Source organism: Streptomyces sp. NBC_01077 (assembly GCF_045162855.1).
Classification (GTDB): domain Bacteria; phylum Actinomycetota; class Actinomycetes; order Streptomycetales; family Streptomycetaceae; genus Streptomyces.
In genome coordinates this window covers 1,509,676-1,532,275 of the sequence record NZ_CP108669.1, presented here as the reverse complement: position 1 = coordinate 1,532,275, position 22,600 = coordinate 1,509,676, and the positions used below count along the sequence as shown (strand labels likewise).

16 protein-coding genes are annotated in these 22,600 nt (G+C 73.7%); 6 read left to right on the top strand and 10 right to left on the bottom strand.

Annotation, left to right across the window (positions count from 1 at the left end; genetic code table 11):
* Positions 1-35 precede the first annotated feature (35 nt).
* The 3 genes from OG462_RS06875 to OG462_RS06865 all read right to left on the bottom strand — a co-directional run bounded on the left by OG462_RS06875 (position 36) and on the right by OG462_RS06865 (position 3,722).
* A complete protein-coding gene (locus OG462_RS06875; protein WP_406055458.1) occupies positions 36-692 on the bottom strand; it encodes a GNAT family N-acetyltransferase in 657 nt (218 codons plus the stop codon).
* A gap of 100 nt (positions 693-792) precedes the next feature.
* Positions 793-1,824 (bottom strand): serine hydrolase domain-containing protein, encoded by a 1,032-nt coding sequence (locus OG462_RS06870; RefSeq protein ID WP_406055456.1) that lies wholly within the window; start codon positions 1,822-1,824, stop codon positions 793-795.
* Between the two features lie 161 nt (positions 1,825-1,985).
* On the bottom strand, positions 1,986-3,722 hold the full coding sequence (locus OG462_RS06865; protein WP_406066398.1) for a VanW family protein: 1,737 nt from the start codon (positions 3,720-3,722) through the stop codon (positions 1,986-1,988).
* A 255-nt stretch (positions 3,723-3,977) separates the two neighbouring features.
* On the opposite strand from OG462_RS06865, the gene OG462_RS06860 reads away from it, so the two are divergent.
* From OG462_RS06860 to OG462_RS06835, 6 genes are all read left to right on the top strand, one after another.
* A complete protein-coding gene (locus OG462_RS06860; protein ID WP_406055454.1) occupies positions 3,978-4,316 on the top strand; it encodes a helix-turn-helix domain-containing protein in 339 nt (112 codons plus the stop codon).
* 122 nt (positions 4,317-4,438) lie between these two features.
* Entirely contained in the window at positions 4,439-4,738 is a 300-nt protein-coding gene (locus OG462_RS06855) for an IclR family transcriptional regulator C-terminal domain-containing protein (protein WP_406055452.1), read from the top strand.
* A 45-nt stretch (positions 4,739-4,783) separates the two neighbouring features.
* Entirely contained in the window at positions 4,784-5,113 is a 330-nt protein-coding gene (locus OG462_RS06850; RefSeq protein WP_406055450.1) for a putative quinol monooxygenase, read from the top strand.
* 126 nt (positions 5,114-5,239) lie between these two features.
* The gene (locus OG462_RS06845) at positions 5,240-6,274 is read left to right on the top strand and encodes a LacI family DNA-binding transcriptional regulator (protein WP_406055448.1); all 1,035 of its coding nucleotides are present in this window, start codon (positions 5,240-5,242) and stop codon (positions 6,272-6,274) included.
* A gap of 160 nt (positions 6,275-6,434) precedes the next feature.
* On the top strand, positions 6,435-11,015 hold the full coding sequence (locus OG462_RS06840) for an aminotransferase class I/II-fold pyridoxal phosphate-dependent enzyme (RefSeq protein WP_406055446.1): 4,581 nt from the start codon (positions 6,435-6,437) through the stop codon (positions 11,013-11,015).
* Positions 11,016-11,774 (top strand): class I SAM-dependent methyltransferase, encoded by a 759-nt coding sequence (locus tag OG462_RS06835; protein ID WP_406055444.1) that lies wholly within the window; start codon positions 11,016-11,018, stop codon positions 11,772-11,774.
* Here the strand turns inward: OG462_RS06835 and OG462_RS06830 are convergent.
* The 7 genes from OG462_RS06830 to OG462_RS06800 are packed head-to-tail and all read right to left on the bottom strand — an operon-like array spanning position 11,765 to position 22,599.
* Complete coding sequence (locus OG462_RS06830) at positions 11,765-13,045, bottom strand: beta-galactosidase (protein WP_406055442.1); 1,281 nt, start codon at positions 13,043-13,045, stop codon at positions 11,765-11,767. The two genes, OG462_RS06835 and OG462_RS06830, sit on opposite strands and share 10 nt — an antisense overlap.
* Positions 13,042-14,136, bottom strand: coding sequence for a glycosyltransferase family 4 protein (locus tag OG462_RS06825; RefSeq protein WP_406055440.1), 1,095 nt, complete (start codon positions 14,134-14,136; stop codon positions 13,042-13,044). The genes OG462_RS06830 and OG462_RS06825 overlap by 4 nt, the downstream gene beginning before the upstream one ends.
* Positions 14,123-15,808 (bottom strand): ArnT family glycosyltransferase, encoded by a 1,686-nt coding sequence (locus tag OG462_RS06820; protein WP_406055439.1) that lies wholly within the window; start codon positions 15,806-15,808, stop codon positions 14,123-14,125. The genes OG462_RS06825 and OG462_RS06820 overlap by 14 nt, the downstream gene beginning before the upstream one ends.
* A complete protein-coding gene (locus OG462_RS06815; protein ID WP_406055437.1) occupies positions 15,805-16,677 on the bottom strand; it encodes a PIG-L deacetylase family protein in 873 nt (290 codons plus the stop codon). Before OG462_RS06815 ends, OG462_RS06820 begins: the two co-directional genes overlap by 4 nt.
* Entirely contained in the window at positions 16,659-18,536 is a 1,878-nt protein-coding gene (locus OG462_RS06810; protein WP_406055435.1) for a glycosyltransferase, read from the bottom strand. The genes OG462_RS06815 and OG462_RS06810 overlap by 19 nt, the downstream gene beginning before the upstream one ends.
* Positions 18,533-21,151 carry a lipopolysaccharide biosynthesis protein gene (locus tag OG462_RS06805; RefSeq protein ID WP_406055433.1) on the bottom strand — a complete coding sequence of 873 codons (2,619 nt, stop codon included), beginning with the start codon at positions 21,149-21,151 and terminating at the stop codon, positions 18,533-18,535. The genes OG462_RS06810 and OG462_RS06805 overlap by 4 nt, the downstream gene beginning before the upstream one ends.
* Positions 21,148-22,599: a glycosyltransferase family 4 protein gene (locus OG462_RS06800; RefSeq protein WP_406055431.1), complete on the bottom strand. Its 1,452-nt coding sequence runs from the start codon at positions 22,597-22,599 to the stop codon at positions 21,148-21,150. Before OG462_RS06800 ends, OG462_RS06805 begins: the two co-directional genes overlap by 4 nt.
* Position 22,600 lies beyond the last annotated feature (1 nt).

The window sequence follows — 22,600 nt, the reverse complement described above, 5'->3', positions numbered from 1 at the left end:
GGACGACATGCCGCCCTCCCGCAGTCGCACAGGGCCTACGCGCCGCCCGTTCCCGACCGGGCGGCCCGTCGCTCCCGGATGCCGCGGAGGCGTTCTTCCAGCGCCGCTCGGCGCTCGGGCCATTCCTCGGCGGTGATCGAGAAGTACGCGGTGTCGCGCAGGCGGTCGCCCTCGCCCGGGGCCCAGGAGACGGACCAGTTCCGCAGGACACCCTCGAAGGTCGCGCCCACGTTCGTGATCGCCGCCCGCGAACGGGCGTTGCGGGAGTCCGTCTTCAGGTCCACCCGGGCCACGTCCCAGCTCTCGAAGGCGTGTCGGAAGAGGAGGTACTTGGCCTCCGTGTTCACGCCCGTGCCCTGCGCGGAGGCCGCGAGCCAGGTGTAGCCGATCTCGACCGCGCAGAGACCCTCACCGGAGGGCCACGGGCGCGGGGCCAGGAAGGAGGTGTGGCCCATCACGCGGCCCGTCGCCACGTTCACCTGCGCGTACGGAGCCAGGAGACCGTCGGCGGCGTCGGCCAGCCGCGCCTCGACGTACGCATCGACCGCCTCCCGTTCCGGCACCAGCGTGAAGCCGTACGAGTCGCGCTTCTCCTCCGCAGCCTCGGCGAGACCGGCGGCATGGTGATGCCCCAGCGGCTCCAGGCGCACGAACGCGCCCTCCAGGACCGGTCCTTCAAGGGTGAAACCCATCGTTCCGCACTCCGTACGCGTCGAGCCCGTCAAAGATCGTTCGATCGGGGTGCAGGCTCGCAGAGTCGCCGCGGGGAGGCACGTCAATTTCGCGGGGCGGTCACGCGAAGGCGAGGGTCCGGAACACGTCCCTGACGCGGGCCAGCGGGCCGGGGTCGCGGGTCAGGTGGAGGCGATTGGTGAGCAGGACCGCCCAGCGGCCGCGGGCCGGTGACACCCACAGGCCCGTGCCGGTGAAACCGAAGTGCGACCAGATGCCGTCCGCGGGCTCGGTACCCGGCGCCGGATGCCAGAACAGGCCGCGCGGCGGGTCGAGTTCGCCGGTGTGGACGCGGAGCGAGTCCGCCGTCCACTCCGCGGAGAAGGTGCCCGGCGCCGGGGCGAGGAGGTGGCGAAGGAACCGTCCGATGTCGGCGGTGGTCGTGAACACCCCCGCGATCCCGCACGCGCCGCCGAGGAGCCGGGCCGAGAAGTCGTGGACGACGCCCTTGAGAGGGGCGCCGCTCTCCTCGTCGTACTCGGTGGGCGCGCACCGCTCCCTGAGCGTGGCGGGCAGCGGGCCGTACCGGGTCGCCGTCATCACGAGCGGGGCCCAGACCCGCTCCTCGGCGAGCAGGGGGAGGGGCCGGCGGGTGAGGTACTCGGCGAGGTAGCCGAGGATCAGCGCCGCCCGGTCGGTGTACGCGACGGCCTCCCCGGGACGGTGCCGGAGCTGCTCGGCGAGTACGCCGTCCCGGACGTCCTGCGGATCGGAGCCGTACAGGTGGCGGAGGTTGGCACGCAGGGGCAGGCCCGCGGTGTGTGTGAGGAGGTGGTGCGCCGTGGCCCGGGCCAGGGGCCGTCCCGCGGCCTCGGGCCAGTAACTGCCCAGCGGGGCTGCCGGATCGAGCTTCCCGGCGTCGACGAGAGTGCCGATCACGGCCCAGACGGCGAGGATCTTGGTGAGGCTCGCCACGTCGAACAACGTGTCGTGGCGCATCGGTTCACCCGGGCGCGTCGGGTCGAGGAGACCGACGGCCCCGTCGTGCACGGTCGTACGGGCATCGCCCACCGCCCAGACCATGCCGGGGCACACGCCCGCGCGCACGGCGTCGCCGAGGAGCCGCTCGAACGGGTCGCTGCGCTGAGCCAAGGCGTGCCTCCGACGGGTTGCGGGCCGCCCCGCCCCGGCCCGGTGGGCCGTGTGCGGCCCCGGCCTGGTGGGCCGTGCTCCGGAGACATGCCCCGGCCGGACGGGAAGACACCCTTCCGACAGGGCGTGTCCCTGCCGCTCAACCGCCGGTCACCCGCGGGTCACTTGCAGGTGACCTCGTCGCGCGGGGTGTAGTGGGTCTTGAAGGTCTCCCGCTTGACCTCGGCGCCGCCGTCCTTGAACACCCGGTCCACCGAGATGTCGAAGCCTTCGAGGGGCGGCTGCGGCACGCAGGCCTTGCCGGTGCCCTCGCGCTTCTCGGGTTTCGTGAGGTTGGTGCGCGGTCCCGCCTCCGCCTCCACCGTGTCGTACTTCTTCGTGCCGAGGAAGCTCACGGTGACCGACGAGTCCGTCGCGCCCGCCTTGATGTAGATCGGCTTCCCGGAGTCGTTGCGGAACTTCAGGTCCAGCGAGCCCCAGGCGACGGTCGCCTCGCGGCCGGCCGGGTAGCGCTCGATGTAGAAGGAGTGGGCGCCGTACTCGACGGGCTTCACCCCGGCGAAGAACATGGCGTTGAACATGGTGGTGGCCATGGCCGACACACCGCCACCGGGCGCGGAGCGGTACTGGCCGTCCAGGATCATCGTGCCGTCGACGAAGCCGTTGTCCGGGGTGCGCTCGCCGACCGTCTTGTTGAAGCTCCACACCTCGCCGGGCTGCACGATCGAACCGTTGATGAGTTCGGCGGCCCGGCCGATGTTCGTCGTCCGGTACGGAGCGCTCGGGAAGTTCACCGTGAACGTCGACATCTGCTCGGTGATGCCGAGACGCGCGAGGGACTCGGAGGACAGCTCGGGCTGGGTGACCGACGTGGCCACCGGAGCGGTACGGGCGGCGGCGCCGGACTCGGTGAGCAGCGGGCGTACGGCGTCACCGAGGGCCTTCGCGGTCACCTCGTGACCGGGCCGGCCCTCCGACTCCACGACGACCTTGCCGTCCCGTACGCCGAGGGCGGCCTCGACGGGCGCGCCCGTCAGCGAGGCGATCGGGTCGGCCACGTCGGGGTCGCGCAGCAGTGCCTCGGCGTCGAGCGCGGCGGTGAGGCGGCCGTTCTCGCTCTTCACGGTGAGGTGGTCGCCGAGCGTGGCGGCGGAGATCCGCAGCGGGTCCTCGCCCGCCATGAGGGTCACGGGGCCGGAGACCGCGGGCTTCGCGTACGTGTCGAGGAAACGGGTCACCTCGGCCGCGGGCACTTTCGGCTCGGTCACGGCCACGGGGAGCGTGACGGGCGCGGCGCCGGTGGCGGGGTAGGCCGCGCGCAGGGTCTCGACCGCCTTCCCGGCGTCCAGCTTCTGCCCGGTCACGGGCTGGGTCGCGACGGCCCTGCCCTCGCGGAAGGCCACGGACCCCTCGCGCACCGAGCGGTCGTTGTTCTTGGCCAGCTCGGCCAACGCGGCGTTCGCCTTGTCCGCGTCGTACGCGAGGACCGGCTGGATCTCGCGCTCGCCGGACGAGAAGAGCCGCCCGATGACGGTGAACGGATCGCGGGAGGGATCGGCCGCCAGGTCGGCGGTCTTCGCCAGGTCCACGGTGAGCCCGGCGGAGGCCGGCTCCACGGTCGACGCGCGGTCGCCCACCCGCACGGGTATCGGCGCGCTCCACGAGGCGGGAGCCTCGGCCGCCAGCTTGGCCTGGGCCTCGGCACGGCTCATGCCGCCGATGTCCACGCCGCCGACACGGGTGCCGGCGGATATGTCGTCACCGGTGGCCAGGAGCCCCGCCACGTACAGGCCGCCCGCGGCGACGGCGACCACACCCGTCGCGATCGCAGCCGTCCGGAGACGCGGGCGGCGCCCCTCGCGGGGCGTCGGGGCATGGTCGATCGTGGAGCGGGGCACACGCTCTCCCGGGGCGTCGAGGATCAGGGGAACCACTCGACGGTACGCCGAAAGAGTGTCTTATGCACATAAGGGGGGTTTGACCTGCGGGGATACGGAGGGGAGCGGAGGGGGTACGGAGCGTGCCCCCGGGAGCCCGTGGAGCGTGGCCCGCGAGCCCCGCGGATCGAAGGCCTCGCGGTCGGGTGCCCCCACCCGCGAGCCCGCGCATCGAAGCCCTCCCCGTCGGGTCCCCCGCCCGCCTAAGCTGGACCGATGCCTGCCTCGTCCCCGAGCCCCGGGCCCCAGTCCGTCGACCGGGCCCTCGCCGTCCTCGACGCCGTCGCCGACGCCGACCGGCCCGTCGGGGCGAAGGTGCTGGCGCGGCGGCTCGGCTGCGCCCTCTCGACCGTCTACCACCTCACCGGGCCCCTGCTCGCGCGCGGCTACCTCGTCCGTACCGCCGAGGGGTACGCGCCCGGGCCCCGCGTGCCCGCCCTGCACCGCTCCCACCAGCGGCACCACGGACTCGGCGCCGGGACGGGCGAGCTCCTCGGCCGGCTGCGGCGGGCACGGGCGCGGAGGCGTACCACACCGCCTACCGCGACGGCCTGATCACGGTCGTCGACACCACCGCCCCGGTCACCGACGCCGCCCACCCCTTCACGCCGGGGCCGGAGGAGCGCGCCCACGCGACCGCCCACGGCAAGGCCCTGCTCGCCGCACTGCCGCGCCCGTTGCGACGCCGCTACCTGGCGGAGCACGGCATGGCCCGCTTCACCGAGCGGACGATCACCAGCGCCGAGCGTTTCGAGGCCGAGGCCGACCGGGTGCGCGGCCAGGGCTTCGCCGTGTCGGTGGGCGAGGCGGACCTGGCGTACACGTGTCTCGCCGTGGCGCTGCCCGAGCGCGGCGACGGCATCGTGCACGCCCTCTCCGTCTCGCTGCCGACCGCCGACTTCGGGCGTCGGCAGGGGGAGATCCGGGCCGCGCTCGCCCGTGCCGTACCGGAGTTTCCGGCCCTGCCGGAATCCTGACCGGCCCGACTGGCCGCGCTCGGAGAGACGCCGCAGGCTTGTCGCATGATCTTCATCGCCGTGCGTTTCACCGCCCGCCCCGACCACGCCGACCGCTGGCTCGACCTGGTCGCCGACTTCACCCGCGCCACCCGTGAGGAGCCCGGCAACCTCTTCTTCGACTGGTCCCGCAGCGTCGACGACCCGAACGTCTTCGTCCTCCTGGAGGCCTTCGCCGACGCCGAGGCCGGCGCGGCCCACGTCGCCTCCCCGCACTTCACGGCCGGTCTCGCGGCCATGGCCGGAGCCATCGCCACCACCCCCGAGATCATCAACGTCGAGGTCCCGCAGCAGGGCTGGGGCGCCATGGCGGAGCTCGCCCCGACGGGCGCCTGAGCCGTTCCCCGCAGCCCGAGGCGCCGTGCCCGAGCCCTTCCCCGGCGCCCCTGGGGCGTGTCGTCCCGCCTGATAGGTTCGCGTGCACACGCAGGCGGGGCGGCGGCCCGAGGGGAGAAGCGGCACATGGCGGTGAGCGGGCGGCAGACCGGCAGGCCCACCCTTGAGGAGGTCGCGGCCAGGGCCGGAGTCGGCCGCGGCACGGTCTCGCGGGTCATCAATGGCTCCCCCCGGGTGAGCGAACAGGCCAAGGCCGCCGTCGAGCGGGCCGTCGCCGAGCTCGGCTACGTACCCAACAGGGCCGCCCGCGCCCTGGCGGGCAGCCGGACCGACGCCGTCGCCCTGGTTATCCCCGAGACCGAGGCCCGGCTGTTCGCGGAGCCGTACTTCCTCGACATCATCCGCGGCGTCAGCAGTGAACTCGCCGACGCCGACAAGCAGTTGCTCCTCACGCTGATCCGCAGCGAGCAGGAGCGGCAGCGCTTCGAGCAGTACCTCGCCGCCCAGCGCGTCGACGGCGTCCTCCTCGTCTCCGTGCACGCCTCCGACCCGCTGCCCGACCAGGTCCGCGCCCTCGGCCTGCCCGCCGTCCTCAACGGCCGCCGCACCGAGGACGAGCGCGTCGCCTTCGTCGACTCCGACAACACCGGCGCCGGCCGGACCGCCGTCGCCCATCTCGCCGCGCGCGGCCGGCGCGCGATCGCCACCGTCACCGGACCGCTCGACATGTACGTGGCCCGCTGCCGCCTCGACGGCTACCGGGAGGGCCTGGAGGAGGCCGGCCTCAGCCCCGACGAGGCGCTCGTCGCCACCGGCGACTTCACCGAGGCGGGCGGTCGGCGCGCGATGCGGGAACTCCTGGACCGCAGACCGGACTTGGACGCCGTCTTCGCCGCCTCCGACGTCATGGCCGCGGGCGCGCGCGGCGTCCTGCGCGAGGCGGGCCGCCGGGTCCCGGAGGACGTGGCGCTCGTAGGCGTCGACGACTCGGCCGTGGCACGGCACATGGACCCGCCGCTGACGAGCGTCCGCCAGCCCATCGAGGAGATGGGCCGCACCATGGCCCGGCTGCTCCTCCAGGAGATCGCCGCGCCCAGCGACCCGGACGAGCAGCCCCGCAGGATGCTCCCGACGGAACTCGTGGTCCGGGCTTCCTCCTGACGCCGGGCCGCCGCATCTGACGCGGGGCCGGCCCGCACACGATCCACGCCGAGATGCAGGCGCCCCGGGCGCCCCGGAGAATGGACACCGTACGGGGTCCTATCCGCGACCAGGGCGCTCCCGACGGCGTCCGTCCGACCCGGCAAGGGGGCGGTCGACGATGTCGCTGCGCCAGCCGAACCGGCCGCTCGCCGCGACCGGGGCACTGCGCCGATGGACCCTTCTGTACCTCCTGATCGTGGCCCTGCTCACAGTCGCCTACCTGCAGTTCCCCGCCCGGCACACCGTCCTGTGGGCGCTCATCGGGCTCGGGGGCGTCGCCGCCATCCTCGTCGGCGTCCATCTGCACAAGCCCGCCCGGCGCTGGCCCTGGCTGGTGCTCGCCGCCGCCAACCTCGCCTTCGTGGGCGGCGACACCGCCTACAACGCGCTCGAGGGCTTCTTCGGCCAGATCAGACCCTTCCCCTCCGTCGCCGACGCCCTGTACCTGGTCACCTACCCGCTGTTCGCGATCGGCCTCTTCGGGTTCATCCGCTACCGGGCCGTCGGCCGTGACCTCGGCGTCGTCCTCGACGCGCTGATCCTCACCTCGGGCCTCGCGCTGCTCTCCTGGGTCAACCTCATCACCCCGCTGGCCAGGAGCGAGGACATGAGCTGGATCGAGAAGGCCATCTCCATCGCGTATCCCCTCGGCGACGTGCTGATGCTCGCGATGCTGGCCCGGCTCCTGGTCCCCGGCGGCCTCAGATCCCGGTCCGTGCAGCTCCTCACCCTCGGTACCTGCGGCATCCTCGCCTCCGACGTCATCTACGGCACCCTCCAGCTCAGGGGCACCTGGCAGGTCGGCACCCCCTGGGACCTGGGCTGGGTCGTCTTCTTCACCGCCTGGGGCCTCGCGGCCCTCCACCCCTCGATGACCGGTCTCACCGAGCGCGCGCCCGAACCGGCGCCGCACGTGGCCGAGCGCCGGCTCGCCCTGCTCGCGGGTGCCTCGCTCGTCGCGCCCGCCCTGCTCCTCTTCCAGTCGCTGCGCCACGACCGGGACCAGGACATCGCGGTGATCGCGATCTTCTCGGCCCTCATGTTCCTGCTGGTCCTCGCCCGGCTCTGGGGCATGATGAACGACCACGGCAAGGCCGAGGCCCGCGAACGCAGCCTCCGGATGGCCGCCGCCTCCCTCGTCGCCGCCCTGAGCCCCCGCGAGGTCGCCGGCGCCGTGGAGACGGCGTCCGCCACCCTCTTCGGCCCCGGCACCGGGCACCGGGTCCTCCTCCTCACCCGGGACCGCAGGGGCGGCCTGAGCGGCGTGACCACCGCCGGCCACCCCTGGAGCTGCCGTACGGACGAGCTGACGCGGCCCCCGACATCGCCGTCCCGGCCGTCGCACGAGCCGACCCGGCACCTCACCACCACCGGGCCCGATCCGACGCGTCCACCCACCGATCCACCGCGGCCCGCCACCGACACGCCTCCCGGGTCCGCCTGGCCCGAGTCCGTCTCCGACGGCACCCGGCTCCTCTCCGTGTCCCGCCTCGACCCCGCCGTCGCCGCGGAGCTCGCACCCGAGCCCTTCGCCCTGCTCTGCCCCCTGGAACTCCAGGCCCCGGCGGGCTCCGAACCGCTGCTCGGTGTGCTGCTCCTCGCCGGCCCCGAGAAGAAGCTCGCCGAGATCTCGGGCTCCGCCCAGTCCCTCGCCTCCCAGGCGGCCCTCGCCCTCGAACGCTTCGCACTCAGCGAGGAGGTGAACCGCCGTACCAGCGAGGCCTACTTCCGTACCCTCGTGCACAACACCTCGGACGTCATCCTCATCGTCGACGACGACGACACCGTCCGGTACGCCAGCCCCTCCGCCGAGTCCATGTTCGGCCGCTCCCTGCTCCCCGGCACCCCCCTCACCGACCTCGTCGCCCCCGCCGACACGGCCGCCGCCCTGCGCGTCCTCGCCGACGCGCGCACCCGAGGCGCCGTCGACGCCCGGGACGACTGGAAACTGATCCACGGCGGCTCCGCCGACCTGGAGGTCGAGGTCCGCTGCAGCAACCTCCGCGACGAGCACACCGTGCACGGACTCGTCCTCACCCTCCGCGACGTGACCGAACAGCGGAAACTGGAGCGCGAGCTGACCCACCGGGCGTTCCACGACTCCCTCACCGGGCTCCCCAACCGCGTCCTCCTCCTCGAACGGGTCGAGCGCGCCCTGCTCAGGGGCCGCCGCGAATCCACCCTGACCTGCATGCTCTTCGTCGACCTCGACGACTTCAAGGTCGTCAACGACACCATGGGGCACTCCGTCGGCGACGAACTCCTGGTCGCCGTCGCCCGCCGCCTCACCTCCGTCCTGCGGCTCACCGACACCGCTGCCCGGCTCGGCGGAGACGAGTTCGCCGTCCTCATCGAGGGCGCGCGGGAACCCCGCGACGCCGAGACCCTCGCGGCGGAGATCGTGCACTCCCTGAGTCAGCCCTTCCACCTCACCGACGGAGCCGTCTCCGTATCGACCAGCGTCGGTATCGCGACCGTGCTCGACAGCGCCCACGCCGAGGAACTCCTCGGCCACGCCGACCTCGCGCTGTACGCGGCCAAGGCGGCCGGGAAGAAGCGCTGGCGGCTCTTCCACCCCGAGTTCCACTCCCGGCTCGTCGCCCGGCACGAGCTCCAGGCGGGCATGGACACGGCCATCGCCGACCATGCGTTCGCCCTGCGCTACCAGCCGATAGTCGAGGTACGCGACGGAGCACCGGCCGGCCTCGAAGCGCTCATCCGCTGGCCGCACGCCCGCCGCGGCATGGTCCCGCCGGACCAGTTCATCGCCCTGGCCGAGGAGAGCGGCCACATCATGCCGCTCGGCGCCTGGGTGCTCGAACACGCCGCGCTCGACATCGCGCGGTGGCAGCGCGCCCGCCCCCGGCAGGCCCCCCTGTACGCCAGCGTCAACGTCTCCCCCCGCCAGTTCCGCGACCCGGGGTTCCTCGAAAGCGTACGCCGCACGCTGCGCTCCTCGGGGCTCGCGCCCGGCTCGCTCGTCCTGGAACTCACGGAGACCGTCCTGATGCGCAGGGACGCCCAGATCAGGACCACCATGGCCGCCCTCAAGGACCTGGGCGTCTCCATCGCCATCGACGACTTCGGCACCGGCTTCTCCTCGCTCAGCTACCTCCGTGAGTTCCCCATCGACGTCCTCAAGGTCGACAAGTCGTTCATCGACAACATCACGACCGACCCGCAGCAGGTGGCGCTCGTGGAGGGCATCGTGCGCATCGCCGACGTCCTCGGCCTCCAGGTCGTCGCCGAGGGCATCGAGTACGAGGAACAGAGGGCACTCCTCGCCGACATGGGCTGCCGCTACGGGCAGGGCTATCTCTTCGCCCGCCCCATGACGGCCCACCAGGCCGAGTCGTATCTGCACCGCGCCCCGCCGTCCGCCGCCCGCCCGCCCGCCCGGCCCGCGGTCCGACCGGCCGCCAGGGCGGGGCACCCCCCGCGCGCGTCCCGCTGGCGCGACCTCGAACACCTCCAGCGGACCAGCCGCATGTGCGACGCCGTCATCGACGAGATCGACGGCCGTCGCATCCGGGTCGGCGACGACTGGCTCATCGACTTCGCCTCCTGCAACTACCTCGGTCTCGACCTCGACCCGACGGTCATCGCGGCGATCGAACCCGAGGTCAGACGCTGGGGCACCCACCCCAGCTGGTCACGGCTCATCGGCAGCCCCCGGCTCTACCCCCGGATCGAGGAGCGGCTCACCGAACTCCTCGGCGCCTCCGACACGCTGCTGCTGCCCACCATCACCCTCATCCACCAGTCGGTGATCCCGCTCCTCGCCGGCACCGGACAGGTCTTCGTCGAGGCACAGGCACACCGCACCGTGTACGACGGCTGCGTCGCCGCCCGAGGCCAGGGCGCCGAGGTCCACCGTTTCCACGCCGAGCGGCCCGACGAGCTGTCGGCGCTGCTGCGGGGTGCGCCCGCCGACGCGAGCCGCCTCGTCTGCATGGACGGCGTCAACAGCATGACCGGCAACTTCCCCGATCTCCCCACCCTGGCCCGGATCTCCCGCGAGAACGGCGCCTTGCTGTACGTCGACGACGCCCACGGCTTCGGCGTCATCGGGGAGCACCGCCCCGGCGAGACCAGCCCCTACGGCTCGCGCGGCAACAGCATCGTCCGCCACCTCGGCGAGACCTACGACGACCTGATCCTGGTCGGCGGCTTCTCCAAGGCGTTCTCCTCGCTGCTCGCCTTCCTCGCCGTCCCGAAGTGGCTCAAGGACCACCTCAAGGTGGCGGCGGCCCCGTATCTGTACTCCGGCCCCTCGCCGACGGCCTCGCTCGCCACCGCCCTCGCCGGACTCGACGTCAACGACGAGCGCGGGGACGAGATCCGGGCCGATCTCTACCGCAAGACGGCTCGCGTCCTCGCCCATGTGCGCTCCCTGGGCATCGCCACCCCCAACACCGACGGACTGCCGATCATCGAGATCCCGCTCGCCCGTTCCGACGACCTCGACGCGGTCGCCGCCTTCCTCTGGGAGCACGGCATCTACGTGACGCTCGCCTCCTACCCGCTCGTCCCGCGCGATCGGGTCGGCTTCCGCGTCCAGGTCACCGCCGCCAATACCGACGAGGAGATCGAGGAGCTCTGCGCGGTGCTCACCGCGCTCGCCGGACGCTTCCCCCTGCAGCCCGCCGGCGCCGTCCGCCCCTCCGCCGTCACCGCCGGCCGGACACCGGAGCCGTGAGTGCGCCGCAACCGGGACGCCGACTGGGACGCCTGGCCCGTCGCCGACTACCTCGCCGAGAACTACCGCCGGCTCCACCCCTGCGACATCGGCGTCATCCACCACCACGCCGCCGTCTACCGGCGCTACGCCCCCGGCAGCCTGGCCCGCACCCTCGAACTCGGCGCGGGCCCCAACCTCTACCCCCTGATGCTCGCGGGCGCCGCGAGCCGCCGGATCGACGCCCTCGAACCGAGCGCCGCCGGCATCGGCTATCTGCGCCGCCAGCTCGACGAGGGCCCCGACGCCAGCTGGCAGCCCTTCTACGCCCTGTGCCGCTCCCTCGACCCGGCCCTCCCGGAGAGCAGTACGGAGGCGCTGCGCCCGGTGCGGGTCATGCCCGGCGCCGTCGACGACCTGGTCCCCGGCACGTACGACCTCGCCTCGATGAACTTCGTCGCCGAGAGCGTCACGGAGGACTACGCCGAATTCACCGCGCTCTGCGACGCCTTCGTCCACGCGGTCCGCCCCGGCGGGCGGCTCCTCGCCGCGTTCATGGAACGCATGCCCAGCTACCGGATCGGCGCGGGACCGCTCTGGCCCGCCTGCCCGGTCGACGAGGCCGCCCTGCGGGCCGTCTTCGCACCCCGTACCACCGGCCTGCGGATCGCCCGGGTCGCCAAGGACCTCACGCTGCCCGAGTACGGGGACACCGGCATCCTTCTCCTCACCGCCGAGCGGCCCGCCACCGCGACCGGCGCAGCAGCGCCTCAGGGATGACGCCGGATCGTCTGCGCGTAATCCTCCAGGGACGAGCCCGGTGTCCCGTCGTACAGCTGCCGGTCGAAGGCCCACATCATGCCCTCGAGACCGCAGGACGCCATCTGCCGGTACGCCGTCTCCGTCACCCCGGGCCGGTACGGCGACACCTGCGGCCCGGCGCTCTCCCCGGTCAGCCGGGTGAAGCCGGCGCTCCTGGCCACCGCCACCACCCAGCGTGCCGAGGACCAGTCGCGCACCAGCGCGTCGTTCGGGGCGGCGACGTCCGTCCGTGCGTCGGCGGGCGTGCAGCCGTTGTCGACGGGGTCGCCCGTCCCGTCCACCAGGGCGGTGGTGACGATCCGTACCGCGTCCCGGTGCTCGACCAGCGGGAGCGTCAGGAAGAACCCGGCGCCGCGCGCGACGAGCCGGATCGACGGGGTGCCGACGAGCCGGGCGCCGACGGCCGCCCGCAGGTCGGAGGGGTAGAAACCGGCCCCCGGGACGAGGACCTTGAGCGCCCCCTCGTACCCGAGCGAGGTGTACAGGTCGAGCTGCCAGTTCACCGCCCCGGCCAGGGCCCCGGCGTACCAGTCGTACCACCGGGCCACCTGCGCCCGGGTGAACGGCTTCCCGTGGTACGTGGCCTCCCCGGGCCGCCACCCCGGGTACGGGCTGCTGTCCTGGGCGTGGCTGTCGTACGCCCAGAACTCGGCGGGACCGCCGCTCTCCGACAGCGGGGTCGGATAGGCGAACTCGCCGGTCTCGTTGACGCCGACCCGGACCGCCCAGAAGTTCTCCAGGCCGATCAGCCGGTCCACCGCGCGCGCGTACTCGGCGACGTGCTCCCGTACGGGTTCGCTGAACACGATGTTCGGGACGCTGGTGGACCGTTCGCCGAACTGGTTCACGAAGTCCGACTCCGGGAAGGCGTCCGGCAGCCACGACGGCGGATGGTTGAGACCGAGTCCCGCCTCCACCCGCAGCCCCGCCTCCCGGAAGACGTCGAGCCGGTCCCGCACCTCGCGCGCGTACACCTCGTCGTACACACCCTGCTCAGGCTCCAGCCTGCTCCAGTCGATCTGGAGATGGGCGACCCGGATGCCGTGCTCGTACTCGGTGAGCGCCCGGTCCGGATCGGTCTGCAGCGTGCCGTACCAGTACGGCTCCGGCTCCGGGTCCGTCGGCTCGTTCCGCAGCACAGCGAACGCCCCCACGAGCAGCACGAGTACCGCGAGCACTGCGAGTGCGGCCGAGACACCCCGGGATCCGGTCCACCACCGTGCCGTCACGACAGCAGCTCCCGGTACAGGGCTCCGTACCGGGCCGCGAACCGCTCGGGACCGAAGTGGTCCTCCACGAGCGCCCGGCCCCGATCGGCGAGCACGTCCCAGGAGCGCGGCTGGTCGAGCAGCCAGGCCAACTGCTGCCCGGTGCGGCGCGCGTCGCCCGCCGGGGCCCGCAGCACCGCGTGCCCGAAGTCGGCGAACTGGGGGAGGTCGCTGAGGATCGCGGGCCGCCCCGAGGCCAGCCCCTGCAGGACGGTCAGCGGGATGTCGGCCTTGCCGCCGAGCACGGCCGGCGGGAACAGCAGCACGTGGACGGTGGCGAGCAGCGCGTGCATGTCCTCAACATAACCGCGCACCTCGAAGTCGGTGAGCCCTGCCGCGCCGGCCCGCTCCCGCAGCGCCTCGTCGAGCATCGCGTTGTCCTGCCCCGGCCGCCCGCGCATCGCGAGCACGAGACGGAACCTCGCCCCCGTCCGTACGGCCTCCGCCGCCGCGTCGATAGCCGTCTCCGCGCCGCCGTGCGGATCGTGGTGCCCCGCGAACAGCACCACCGGGAATCCCTCCGGGCGCGGCAGGTACGGCCACTCGTCCAGGCCGATCATGGGCGGGATCACCCGTACGTCCCCGAAGTTCGAGGCCCGCAGCCGCCGTGCCATGGACTCCGACAGGGCGACCGTCGTCCCCAGCGGCCGGATGTGCTTCAGGAAACGGGCGTCCATCACTCCGGGCACGGTGTGGACGACCGGCCGCCCCCCGAGCAGCAGCGGGCGCAGCCACGAGAAGGCCGGGAACGTACGGCCGACGGTCAGGAAGGCATGCACCAGGTCGACCCGGCGGGCCAGGAACGCACCGAAGAGGGCGGACTGCACCCGCTCGGGAATGTGCGGCACACCGTCGCGGGAGAGGATGCGCACGGGCCGGCCGCGCCCCGGCGGGGGCTGCCGGCGGCCCGGCCACTGGGAGAACCAGACGAAGTCCACGTCGGGCAGGGCCCCGAGGACGTCGGCGGCGAGCCGCACGTCACACCCCTCCGCCCCGTCCAGCGGGCTGCTGGTGAGGAGGAGGACACGGGGGCGCCGCTCACCGTGGCGCATCACGCTCTCCCGTCACGGGGGCGCTGTCGCCCCGCTCTGCCGGAGGCGGTTGCGGCGCCGGCCGCAGCGGGCCGGGCACCGCCGATCCCGGCACCGCGAGTGCGGTCACGCTCGGTCCGGGCAGGGACGACGGCAGTCGGTACAGGGCGAGCGTGCCGTACGTGGGACCGTCGAACGCGAACACCGGCCGCAGCCCGTCCGTGAGCCGCTGCACCTCCGCGAGCGAGGAACGCCCGTACCCCTGCTCGATGACCCGCCACGGCACGATCACGTACCGGGCGTCGTTGGCCGCCTGCTCCTCGGGGGTCGTCCAGTTCCCGAGCCGGTACGTGTCGTTCAGCGCCCAGTTGGTGACCCCCCGGGTCCGCTGCCCGTCCACCGTGACGATCCCAGTGCCCACCGGTACTTGGGTGAGCAGATACGTGCGGAGGCGGTCGAAGCCGTCGTCGGGTGTCCACCGGTCGCGCGCGTACACCGCGGCGGGGGTGGCGAGGAGCGCGACGAGGGCGCCGCAGGCCACGAGGCGCAGTCCGCGCCGGTGCCGGGACGGCATGGGCAAGGTGACCGCGAGCGCCACCAGGTTCGGCACGAACAGCAGGTACAGCGCCTGCTCCTCCAGGGTGCCCACACCGAGCGCGTACCCCAGGGTGACGATCGCCGAGGCGTGGAAGAGAGCGAGCAGCCGGTACACGGGCTCCTTGCGGCGAAGCAGCAGGAAGAGCGCCACCGGGGTGAGGGCGAGCAGCACGTACGTGCCCGCGTACGCCGGCATCTCGTCGAGGAGCCGGCCGGCGAGCGAGGGCGTGCCCTCCGCGTTGAACCCGGTCTCCTGCACGATCCCGAGGAGCCGGCGGACGCCGGACGTCTTCGCCTCCCAGAACTCGTCGAAGTGCCCGAATCCGGCGATCAGCGCCATGTAGACGGCGTACGAGAGGGCGGTCACCCCGACGGTCAGGGCGACGAGCCTCCGGGGCGGACCCCAGCCGAGGAGCAGGGCGGCCAGCAGCGGCAGCACGGTGAGCAGGATCGCGTGATCCTTCGTCAGGATCGCCAGCCCGAAGAACATCCCGGCGAGCACCGCCCGGGCCCGGGGCCGCGGCGGATCGGACCGGGTGAGTCCCACCAGGACCAGATAGCCCGCGAGGATCCACACCATCGTCCCGGTCTCCAGGAGCACGCGGTTGTTCTGCCGGATGCAGAACTGGTCCAGGGCGAACACCAGCCCGGCGACCGCGCCCGCGCCGCGCGACCGCACGCGGGCGACGAGAAAGACGATGAGGGCCGCGGTGACCCCGGCGAGGAGCGCGTTGAGCACCCGCGAGGAGTGCACGCCCGCGATGATGTCGGCGTGCCCCCCGACGAGCTTCGTCCAGCCGGCCTCCACGTAGAAGTAGCCGGGCGGGTGGAGGAAGAACAGCCCCTCGTCGGTACGGGGGAAGCCGCCCGCGGCGGCGCTGTCCCCGAGTTGCCGGTAGATCGGCTCGTCGATGAACAGGTCGCCCGCCCGACTGCTCTGGATCAGGCGCAGGACCACGGTGAGCAGCGCCGCCCCGGCCGCGTACACCACGGTCGGCACGGGGCCGCGCCACATGCGCGGACGCGCGGACGAGGCCGGGACCGGTGTGGCCGGTTCGGTCCGGGCGGACGAGGGAGCGGTGCGCGGAACGGTCACGGCACACCTCCGGCGGTCCGGACCCCGATGCCGGGGCCGCGTGCGGGGGCCGGCCTCGTCGCGGTCCACCCCGTCTCCGGCAGCAGGTACACCTCGGGCACGCGCGGGACGCGGCCCTCGGGGAACAGGGCGTCGACCTGGGTCTCGTACCCCCGGATCAGCTCGGCCTTCCGGTCGAGGCCCCGCTCCCAGGCACGGGCCACCAGCCGGTGCCGCGCGGTGAAGCGGGCGTCGGGGGTGGCGTGCTGGTTGTACGGGAAGTCGCTGTAGTACACGACCCGGCGGCCGCTCCGTTCGGCGGCGGTGCGGACCAGGACGTGGTCGGCGTGCCCGCCGACGCCCAGCGGGGCCAGGACCAGACCGCCGGAGCGACCGGGCAGCAGCTCGTCGACGGTGGCACCGACCAGGCGCAGGGTCTCGGCGTCGTGCGGGGAGACCCGGCCCCGGGACAGGTGCAGCCGGTACGTGGGATACACATGGGCCAGCTCGGGCAGCCGTCGGGCCAGCCGCCGCGTGCCGGGCCGGGGCCCGGGCAGCCGCCGGAACAGCCCGTCGACCAGACCGACATGGCGGCAGCCGACGTCGAGCCGGTCCAGGACCCGCCGGTCCTCGGCGCGCCGCTCGGCGAACAGCTCCTCCGCGTCGTCGGTGCCGATCTGCTTCAGGTACTGCCGGCCGGAGAGGGTGTACGGCGGTGGCGTGGCCTCCGTGAACAGCGAGGCGACCGTCACCGGCGCCCGACGCCCCGCCCAGCCGAGCAGCCCGCCGCAGGACAGCACGGCGTCGTCCAGGTGCGGCGAGAGCACCAGGATCGGGACGCCCGATCCGACGACGGTCCGGACGAAGCTGGTCAGCGGGTCGTCAGCCATGACGCACCCCTCTTCCTCGGCCGCCGTGCGGAGGCGGGAGTGTCCAGAAGCCGGTGGGCCAGGGCCAGATAGCGGCCCGTCATCTCGTCCCACGTGTAGTGCTGGGCGGCGAGTCCGGAGCGCCGTCCCAGGCGGCGGCGGAGCGCCGGGTCCGTGGCCAGCTCGCTCATCCGCTCCCCGAAGGCCGCCACGTCGAACGGCGGGACGGCCACATCGCCGCCGTCGCGCATCCAGCGCAGCGCCGGCAGGTCGAAGTGGAGGACGGGCTTGCCGTACGACATCCCTTCGAGGGCCACCAGGCCGAAGGTCTCGTGCCGGGACGGCATCACCAGGAAGGCGCTGTCGAGGAAGAGCTGGCGCTTGCGCTCCTCCCCGGCGTACCCCACCCAGTGGATCCGGGGCTCCGGCCCGTGGTCGTGGGCGGCGACGAGCGCGGCGAGCCGGCGTTCCTCGGCCGGGGTGCCACTGCCCGCGAGCAACAGCTCCATCGGCGGCGCCGCCCGCCCGTACGCGTCGAGCAGCAGGTCGAGGCCCTTGACCCAGGTGTCGATCCGCCCCAGGAACAGGATGAACTGCCCGGACCCGAGCCGGTTCTCGTCGAGGAGACGCTGCTCGACCCCGTTCGCGATCACCTGCACGTCGGCGCGGGGGCTGAGCCGCCGGACCACCGACCCGTCGGCGGCGTTCATCACGACGATGTGCCGGTAGCAGCGCAGCCCGAGCCGCTCGACCAGGAAGAAGGGGATGTGGTAGCGCCGCCACAGGGCCTCGGCGCTGCGGCCCTGGTCGATGCCCACGACGGGGGCGCCCGTCGTCAGGGGCAGGAAACTCGTCGAGAACGGGGGAGTGAAGCTCTCCAGCCACAGGTCGTGCCGGATCCGGCGGGCCACGAACGGCAACAGCGTCAGGAACAGCAGCTGTCCGGCGCGGGGGCCCGCCCGGCAGACCGGCAGTCGGACGTACCGGATGCCGTTCCGCTCCTCGCTGCCGCCGCTCCGGCCCGCCGTCACGACGGTCACCCGGAAGTCCTCGGAGAGCCGGCGTGCCACCTTCCCGATGACCAGGGCGCCGCCGCCGCGGTAGGCGGGGTTCTCCGCGTCGTCGTAGATGGACATCACCACGTGCGGCCGCGGCCCGGCTTCGGTGCGGGCCCGTTCCCGCTCCCGTACCGCGTCGAGGATGCGGTCCTGCGCCTGGCCCGCCACCAGGGACGGAGGCCGCTCGCCGTCGAGCCGTGAGATCCGCGGCAGTCGCCGCGACCAGCTCCGGTAGCGGGCCCACCAGAGCGTCGGGGGACCGGCGATCTCCTCCCAGCCCCGGCCCCGCAGCGTGTCGGGCCCCGTCTCCACGAGCAGCGTCAGCGCGTAGCGGTCGGCGATCCGGCGGAACACGGACGCCGCCGCCGAACCGGCCGGCAGGTCGAACTTCACCAGGCCGTCGAGCGGCCCCCGGTCCGTCAGGACCACGGACTCACGACCCCGCGCGCGTGCACGGGCCCGGAGCCCGGCGACCGTGATCCGGGCCGCGAGCTCGGAGGCGTCCAGGAACGCGTGGGCACGGCGCAGCCAGGATCCCCGGCGCTCGGGATCCGTGGCGCGCCGTGCCCACTCGTCCCCACCCGGTTCCCCCGTCTCCCTCACCCGCGGTGGAACCGGGAACCTGCGGCACAGGAAGCAGCCGTAGCAGTGGAGGCTGACGACCGTGAGCCCGCGCTCACTGAGCAGCACCGTGAGGCGGCCGACCAGCGAGGACTTGCCGGCGCCGTCGGGCCCGGACACGGCGACGAGGAGAGGGCCTCGCGGGCCGGAGAGGAACGTGCCTCGCGGGTCGGCGGGGAAGGGGCCTCGTGGGGTCGTCATGGCACCCGCCTCCGCAGTCTCTTGGTCAGCACGAGCGGCACCCGCAGGGACGCCTCGCGGGTCGCGGTCCGCAGCCGGCCCTCGCCGAGGAGGTGGCCGGAGTGCTCCGCCCCGACCCGGAGCGAGGTCCGCACCGGGAGGGGCAGGGGCAGCGGGACGGATTCGCCCCGGTCGAGCCGCGCCATCGCCTCGACGGCGGTGGCGAGTGCCTCGCGTCCGCCCGCGCACCAGCCCTCGCGGGCGGCCTCGTGGTGTGCCTCCGCCACGACGTCGGGATGGAGGAGCGACCGCAGGGCGAGGAGTTCGGACAGGTCCAGGGTCAGGTTCTGGAAGAGGGCGTGCGCCAGCCAGATGCGCAGCCGGTCGGAGGGGCACGGGGTCAGCCAGGCGTAGTCGTCGGTGCGGATCGTGCCGTGGCCGTTCGCGGGGCCGCTGACGTGTCCGTTCGGGCGGCCGTCGACGGGGCCGTCGGAGCGATCGCCGGCGTGGCCCTGTGCGCGGCCGCCGGAGTGGTCGGCCGGGGAGCCGTTGGCCCGGGCGTCGGCGTGCTCGGGCCGATCCGCGCGCGCGAAGAGCCGGTCGGTGGGCACCACCGGCACTCCGAACCAGGAGACCGAGCCGTGCAGATGGGCCGCCGGGCCGTTCGGGGGTTCGAGGAGCACCTTCGTCGAGCGCTCGAGCCAGTACACCGAGCGGTGCGCGTACCAGCCGTCGAGCGCGGCCTGGGCCGCCCGCAGGCTCCCCGGGGGCACCACCAGGTCGAAGTTGCCGTACACGTAGTCCCCCGCCAGGTCGGCCTTGATCAGGACGGTCGGGATGCCCGCCGCCCGCAGCCGGTCCGTGGACTCGACGAGGTTCCGCCGGAACAGCCCGGTCGCGCTCTCCACCTCGGTGAGCGTCGACGCGAGCTGACGGGGGTACGCGCGGGCCAGTCGCCCTTCGACCTGGTTGCGCCGGGCCGCGGCCAGCGCCCCGCGCAGCTCCTCGTCGTCGGCGGGCCGGACCCGGCCCCGCCAGACGGCGTCGACGAGAAGCGGCGCGGAACGCTCGTCGTGGACCGCGGCCCGGGTCCCTCGCGCCCCGGCCGGCGGCATTGGCGGGTCCGGTACGAACTCCTTCGGCGGGTCCGGTACGGGTTCCCCGTCCGGGCCCTCCCCGCCGGTACCGCCCGGAGGGCCGTCCGCGGAATCGGGTGCGGGGGCGGACACGGGACCTTCGTGACGCCGTCCGAAGAAGCGCCACAGCGCGACCACCGTGACCGCCAGCGCGGCCACGAACCAGACGATCGTGTACGGGCGGAGCAGAGCGAGGCCGCCGGCGAGCGCGAGGACCGGCAGTACGACCCGGCCGAACGGCCGCTCAGCGACCCCGAATCCGTGCCGGCGGGCGTGCCGCACGGCCAGCAGGACCAGGGCGGCGACCGTCCCGCACAGCCCGCCGATCGCCATGCCGAGCACACCACCGGTGGTCCAGCCGACCGCCAGGGCGGTCACGTACAGGCCGAGACCCACGAGCAGCGTCCGCAGGCAGGCGTAGTCGTTGACCGCCTGCGCGAAGGTCACGAGCAGGGCGAGCGCGCCGAGCGCGAGGCCCGAGGTGGCCGTGCAGGCCATCAGGGTCGAGACCATCGCGTACCCGGGCGGGAAGATCTTGGTGATCAGTGCGCCGGGCACCGTCGCGGCCACCACCGTCAGAGGCAGTGCCACGGTCAGGTACATCCGGAGCGCGCTCGCCGTCAGCGGATCGCCCGACCGCCGCCGCGAGAGCGCGGGCAGGAAGGCGATCGAGACGGCCCCGGCGAGGAAGAGCGGGACCCGGCCGAGCATGACCGCCGCCTGGTAACTGGCGGCCGCCGCGCGGTCGGTGGGCAGCATCGCGACGAGGACGATGTCCATGGCCGCGAGCAGCGCCACCACGCCCTGGAGCGAGGCGACACCGCCCGCCCGCCGCCACAGGTCCCGGTCGGCCGTCAACGCCCGCCACGGGCGGCGCGGCCCGTTGCCGAATCGGCGCGGCCGGAAGAAGACGTAAGGGAGGACGGCGATCCCGAAGGCGGCGAGGGCGCCGGTCTCGCCGAGGCCGAGCGCCCACACGAAGAACAGGCCGATGCCGAACTTGAGGGTGGCCTCCACGGTGGTGAGGACCGCGAGGGTCCGCAGCCGTTCGGTGCCCTGGAGCCAGCCCGCGCTGACCCGGGTGATGTAGATCGCGAGGGTGGAGCCCGCGATGACGAGCGTCGTCGGCGTGCTCGCGAACTCCATCGCCACACAGCCCACCGCGAGAGCCGCGACGCCGCCGCCCGCGATCGCCGTGATCACGGCGAAACGGACCGCCTCGCCGCGCTCGGTGTCCGAACGGGCCCGCGCCAGCGCCTGCGCCAGCATCCAGGGCACGGTGACCACGGCGACCGCCGCGGTGCACACGACGAGGCCCTGACCGGCGGCGAAGGTGGCGTACCCGGAGACGTCGAGCAGCCGGGTGAGCACCAGGGTGTACGCGTAGTTCAGCGCGCCGACCAGCACCACGGCGGTCGCGATCCAGCGGGCTCCGTGCACCGCAGTGACCTCGTCCTGGAGGACGGCCGCCCGCTCCGCGACCCGCCCGGCGCCGGTCATGGCCGCCGCCCGGAGGCCGGGCCCGGAGCGGAGCCGTCGCCCGGCTCCGCCGCACCGAGCAGGACGTCGTGGCCGCTCGCCAGGGCGATGTCGGCCTCCGCGACGTCGAGCCGGCGCAGCGCGCTCAACGCCCGTACCTCGTCGCAGCCGTGGAGCAGCAGACGGAAGGCGTCGCCGTCCCGGTGCCAGACGTCGGTCTGGCGCAGGGAGCTGCGTACCGCATGCTCGGTGGTCTCGGGGTCGGGGGAGGTGAAGCGGGTGACCACGGACAGGTCGCTGGCCGAGCGGCGGGAGCGCTGGTGCCGGTGGATGCGCTGGAGGTCCTCGAGCACGACCTGGGCGAGTCGTTCGGCGCTGGCGTCCCAGGAGAAGGCGGCGGCCCAGGCACGGCAGCGGGCCGCACTGAGCGACCGCGCCTCGGGCGTGGACAGCGCTTCGAGGGCCGAGGCGACACCGGCCGCCAGGTCGGCGTCCGGGTCGAGGAGCCAGCCGTTGACCCCGGGCCGGATCGCGTCCCGCAGCCCCGGCACGTCGAAGGCGAGCGCGGGGGTGCCGACGGCGTTCGCCTCGATGACCGCGAGGCCCCAGCCCTCGGCGACCGACGGGACGACCGTCAGCCACGCCCGGTGGAACAGCTCCTCCCGGCGCTCGTCGGAGACGTATCCGTGGAACTCGACGGCGGACCCGATCCCGAGACCGGCGGCGAGCTTCCGCAGGGACTCGCCCTCCGGCCCGTCCCCGCAGAGGTCGACACGGAGGTCCGGCCAACGACGCTGCAGCGCGGGCACGGCCCGCAGGATCAGGTCGACCCGCTTCTGCGGCACGAGCCGGCTGACCACGGTGAGCGACGGGGTCGCGGACCGCTGCCCGGCGGGGGCCGTGAGCGGCCGGCAGGGGCGACCGTTGGGCACGATGTGGATGGGGTTGCCGAAGCCGAGTTCGCGCCGGGTGCCCTCGCGGGTGGACGGCGACACGACCACCACGGGCCGCCCCCGGTAGACCCGCCGGCTGACCTGCTTCTCCAGGACCCGCCCCACGGCGTTCATCGGCCACCGGAAGCGCGTGTCGAACTGGTGCTGGTGGACGTGGTGGATGACGCAGATGTCCGCGGTCCAGCGCGGCGTGAACATCGGCGAGAAGAACGGGATCCCGTTCTGGAAGTCGACCACGGCGTCGTACGCGTGCCGGTTCCGCAGCAGGTGCGCCGCGGCGGCGGCGTACACGCCGAAGGTGCCGCCGCCGCGCACGACGCGGATCCCGTCGCGGTACTCGCGGGCACGCGAGCCGGGGTACCGCGACGAGACGAGGGTGACGTGGGCTCCGGCCGCCGCGAACCGCCGGGCGATCTCCCAGCAGTACGCCTCGGCTCCGCCCGCGTCGGGGTGTGCGGGGTCGCGCCAGTTGAGGAAGGCGAGGTCGGTACGGGCGAGCCGGTCGAGAGCGGTCATG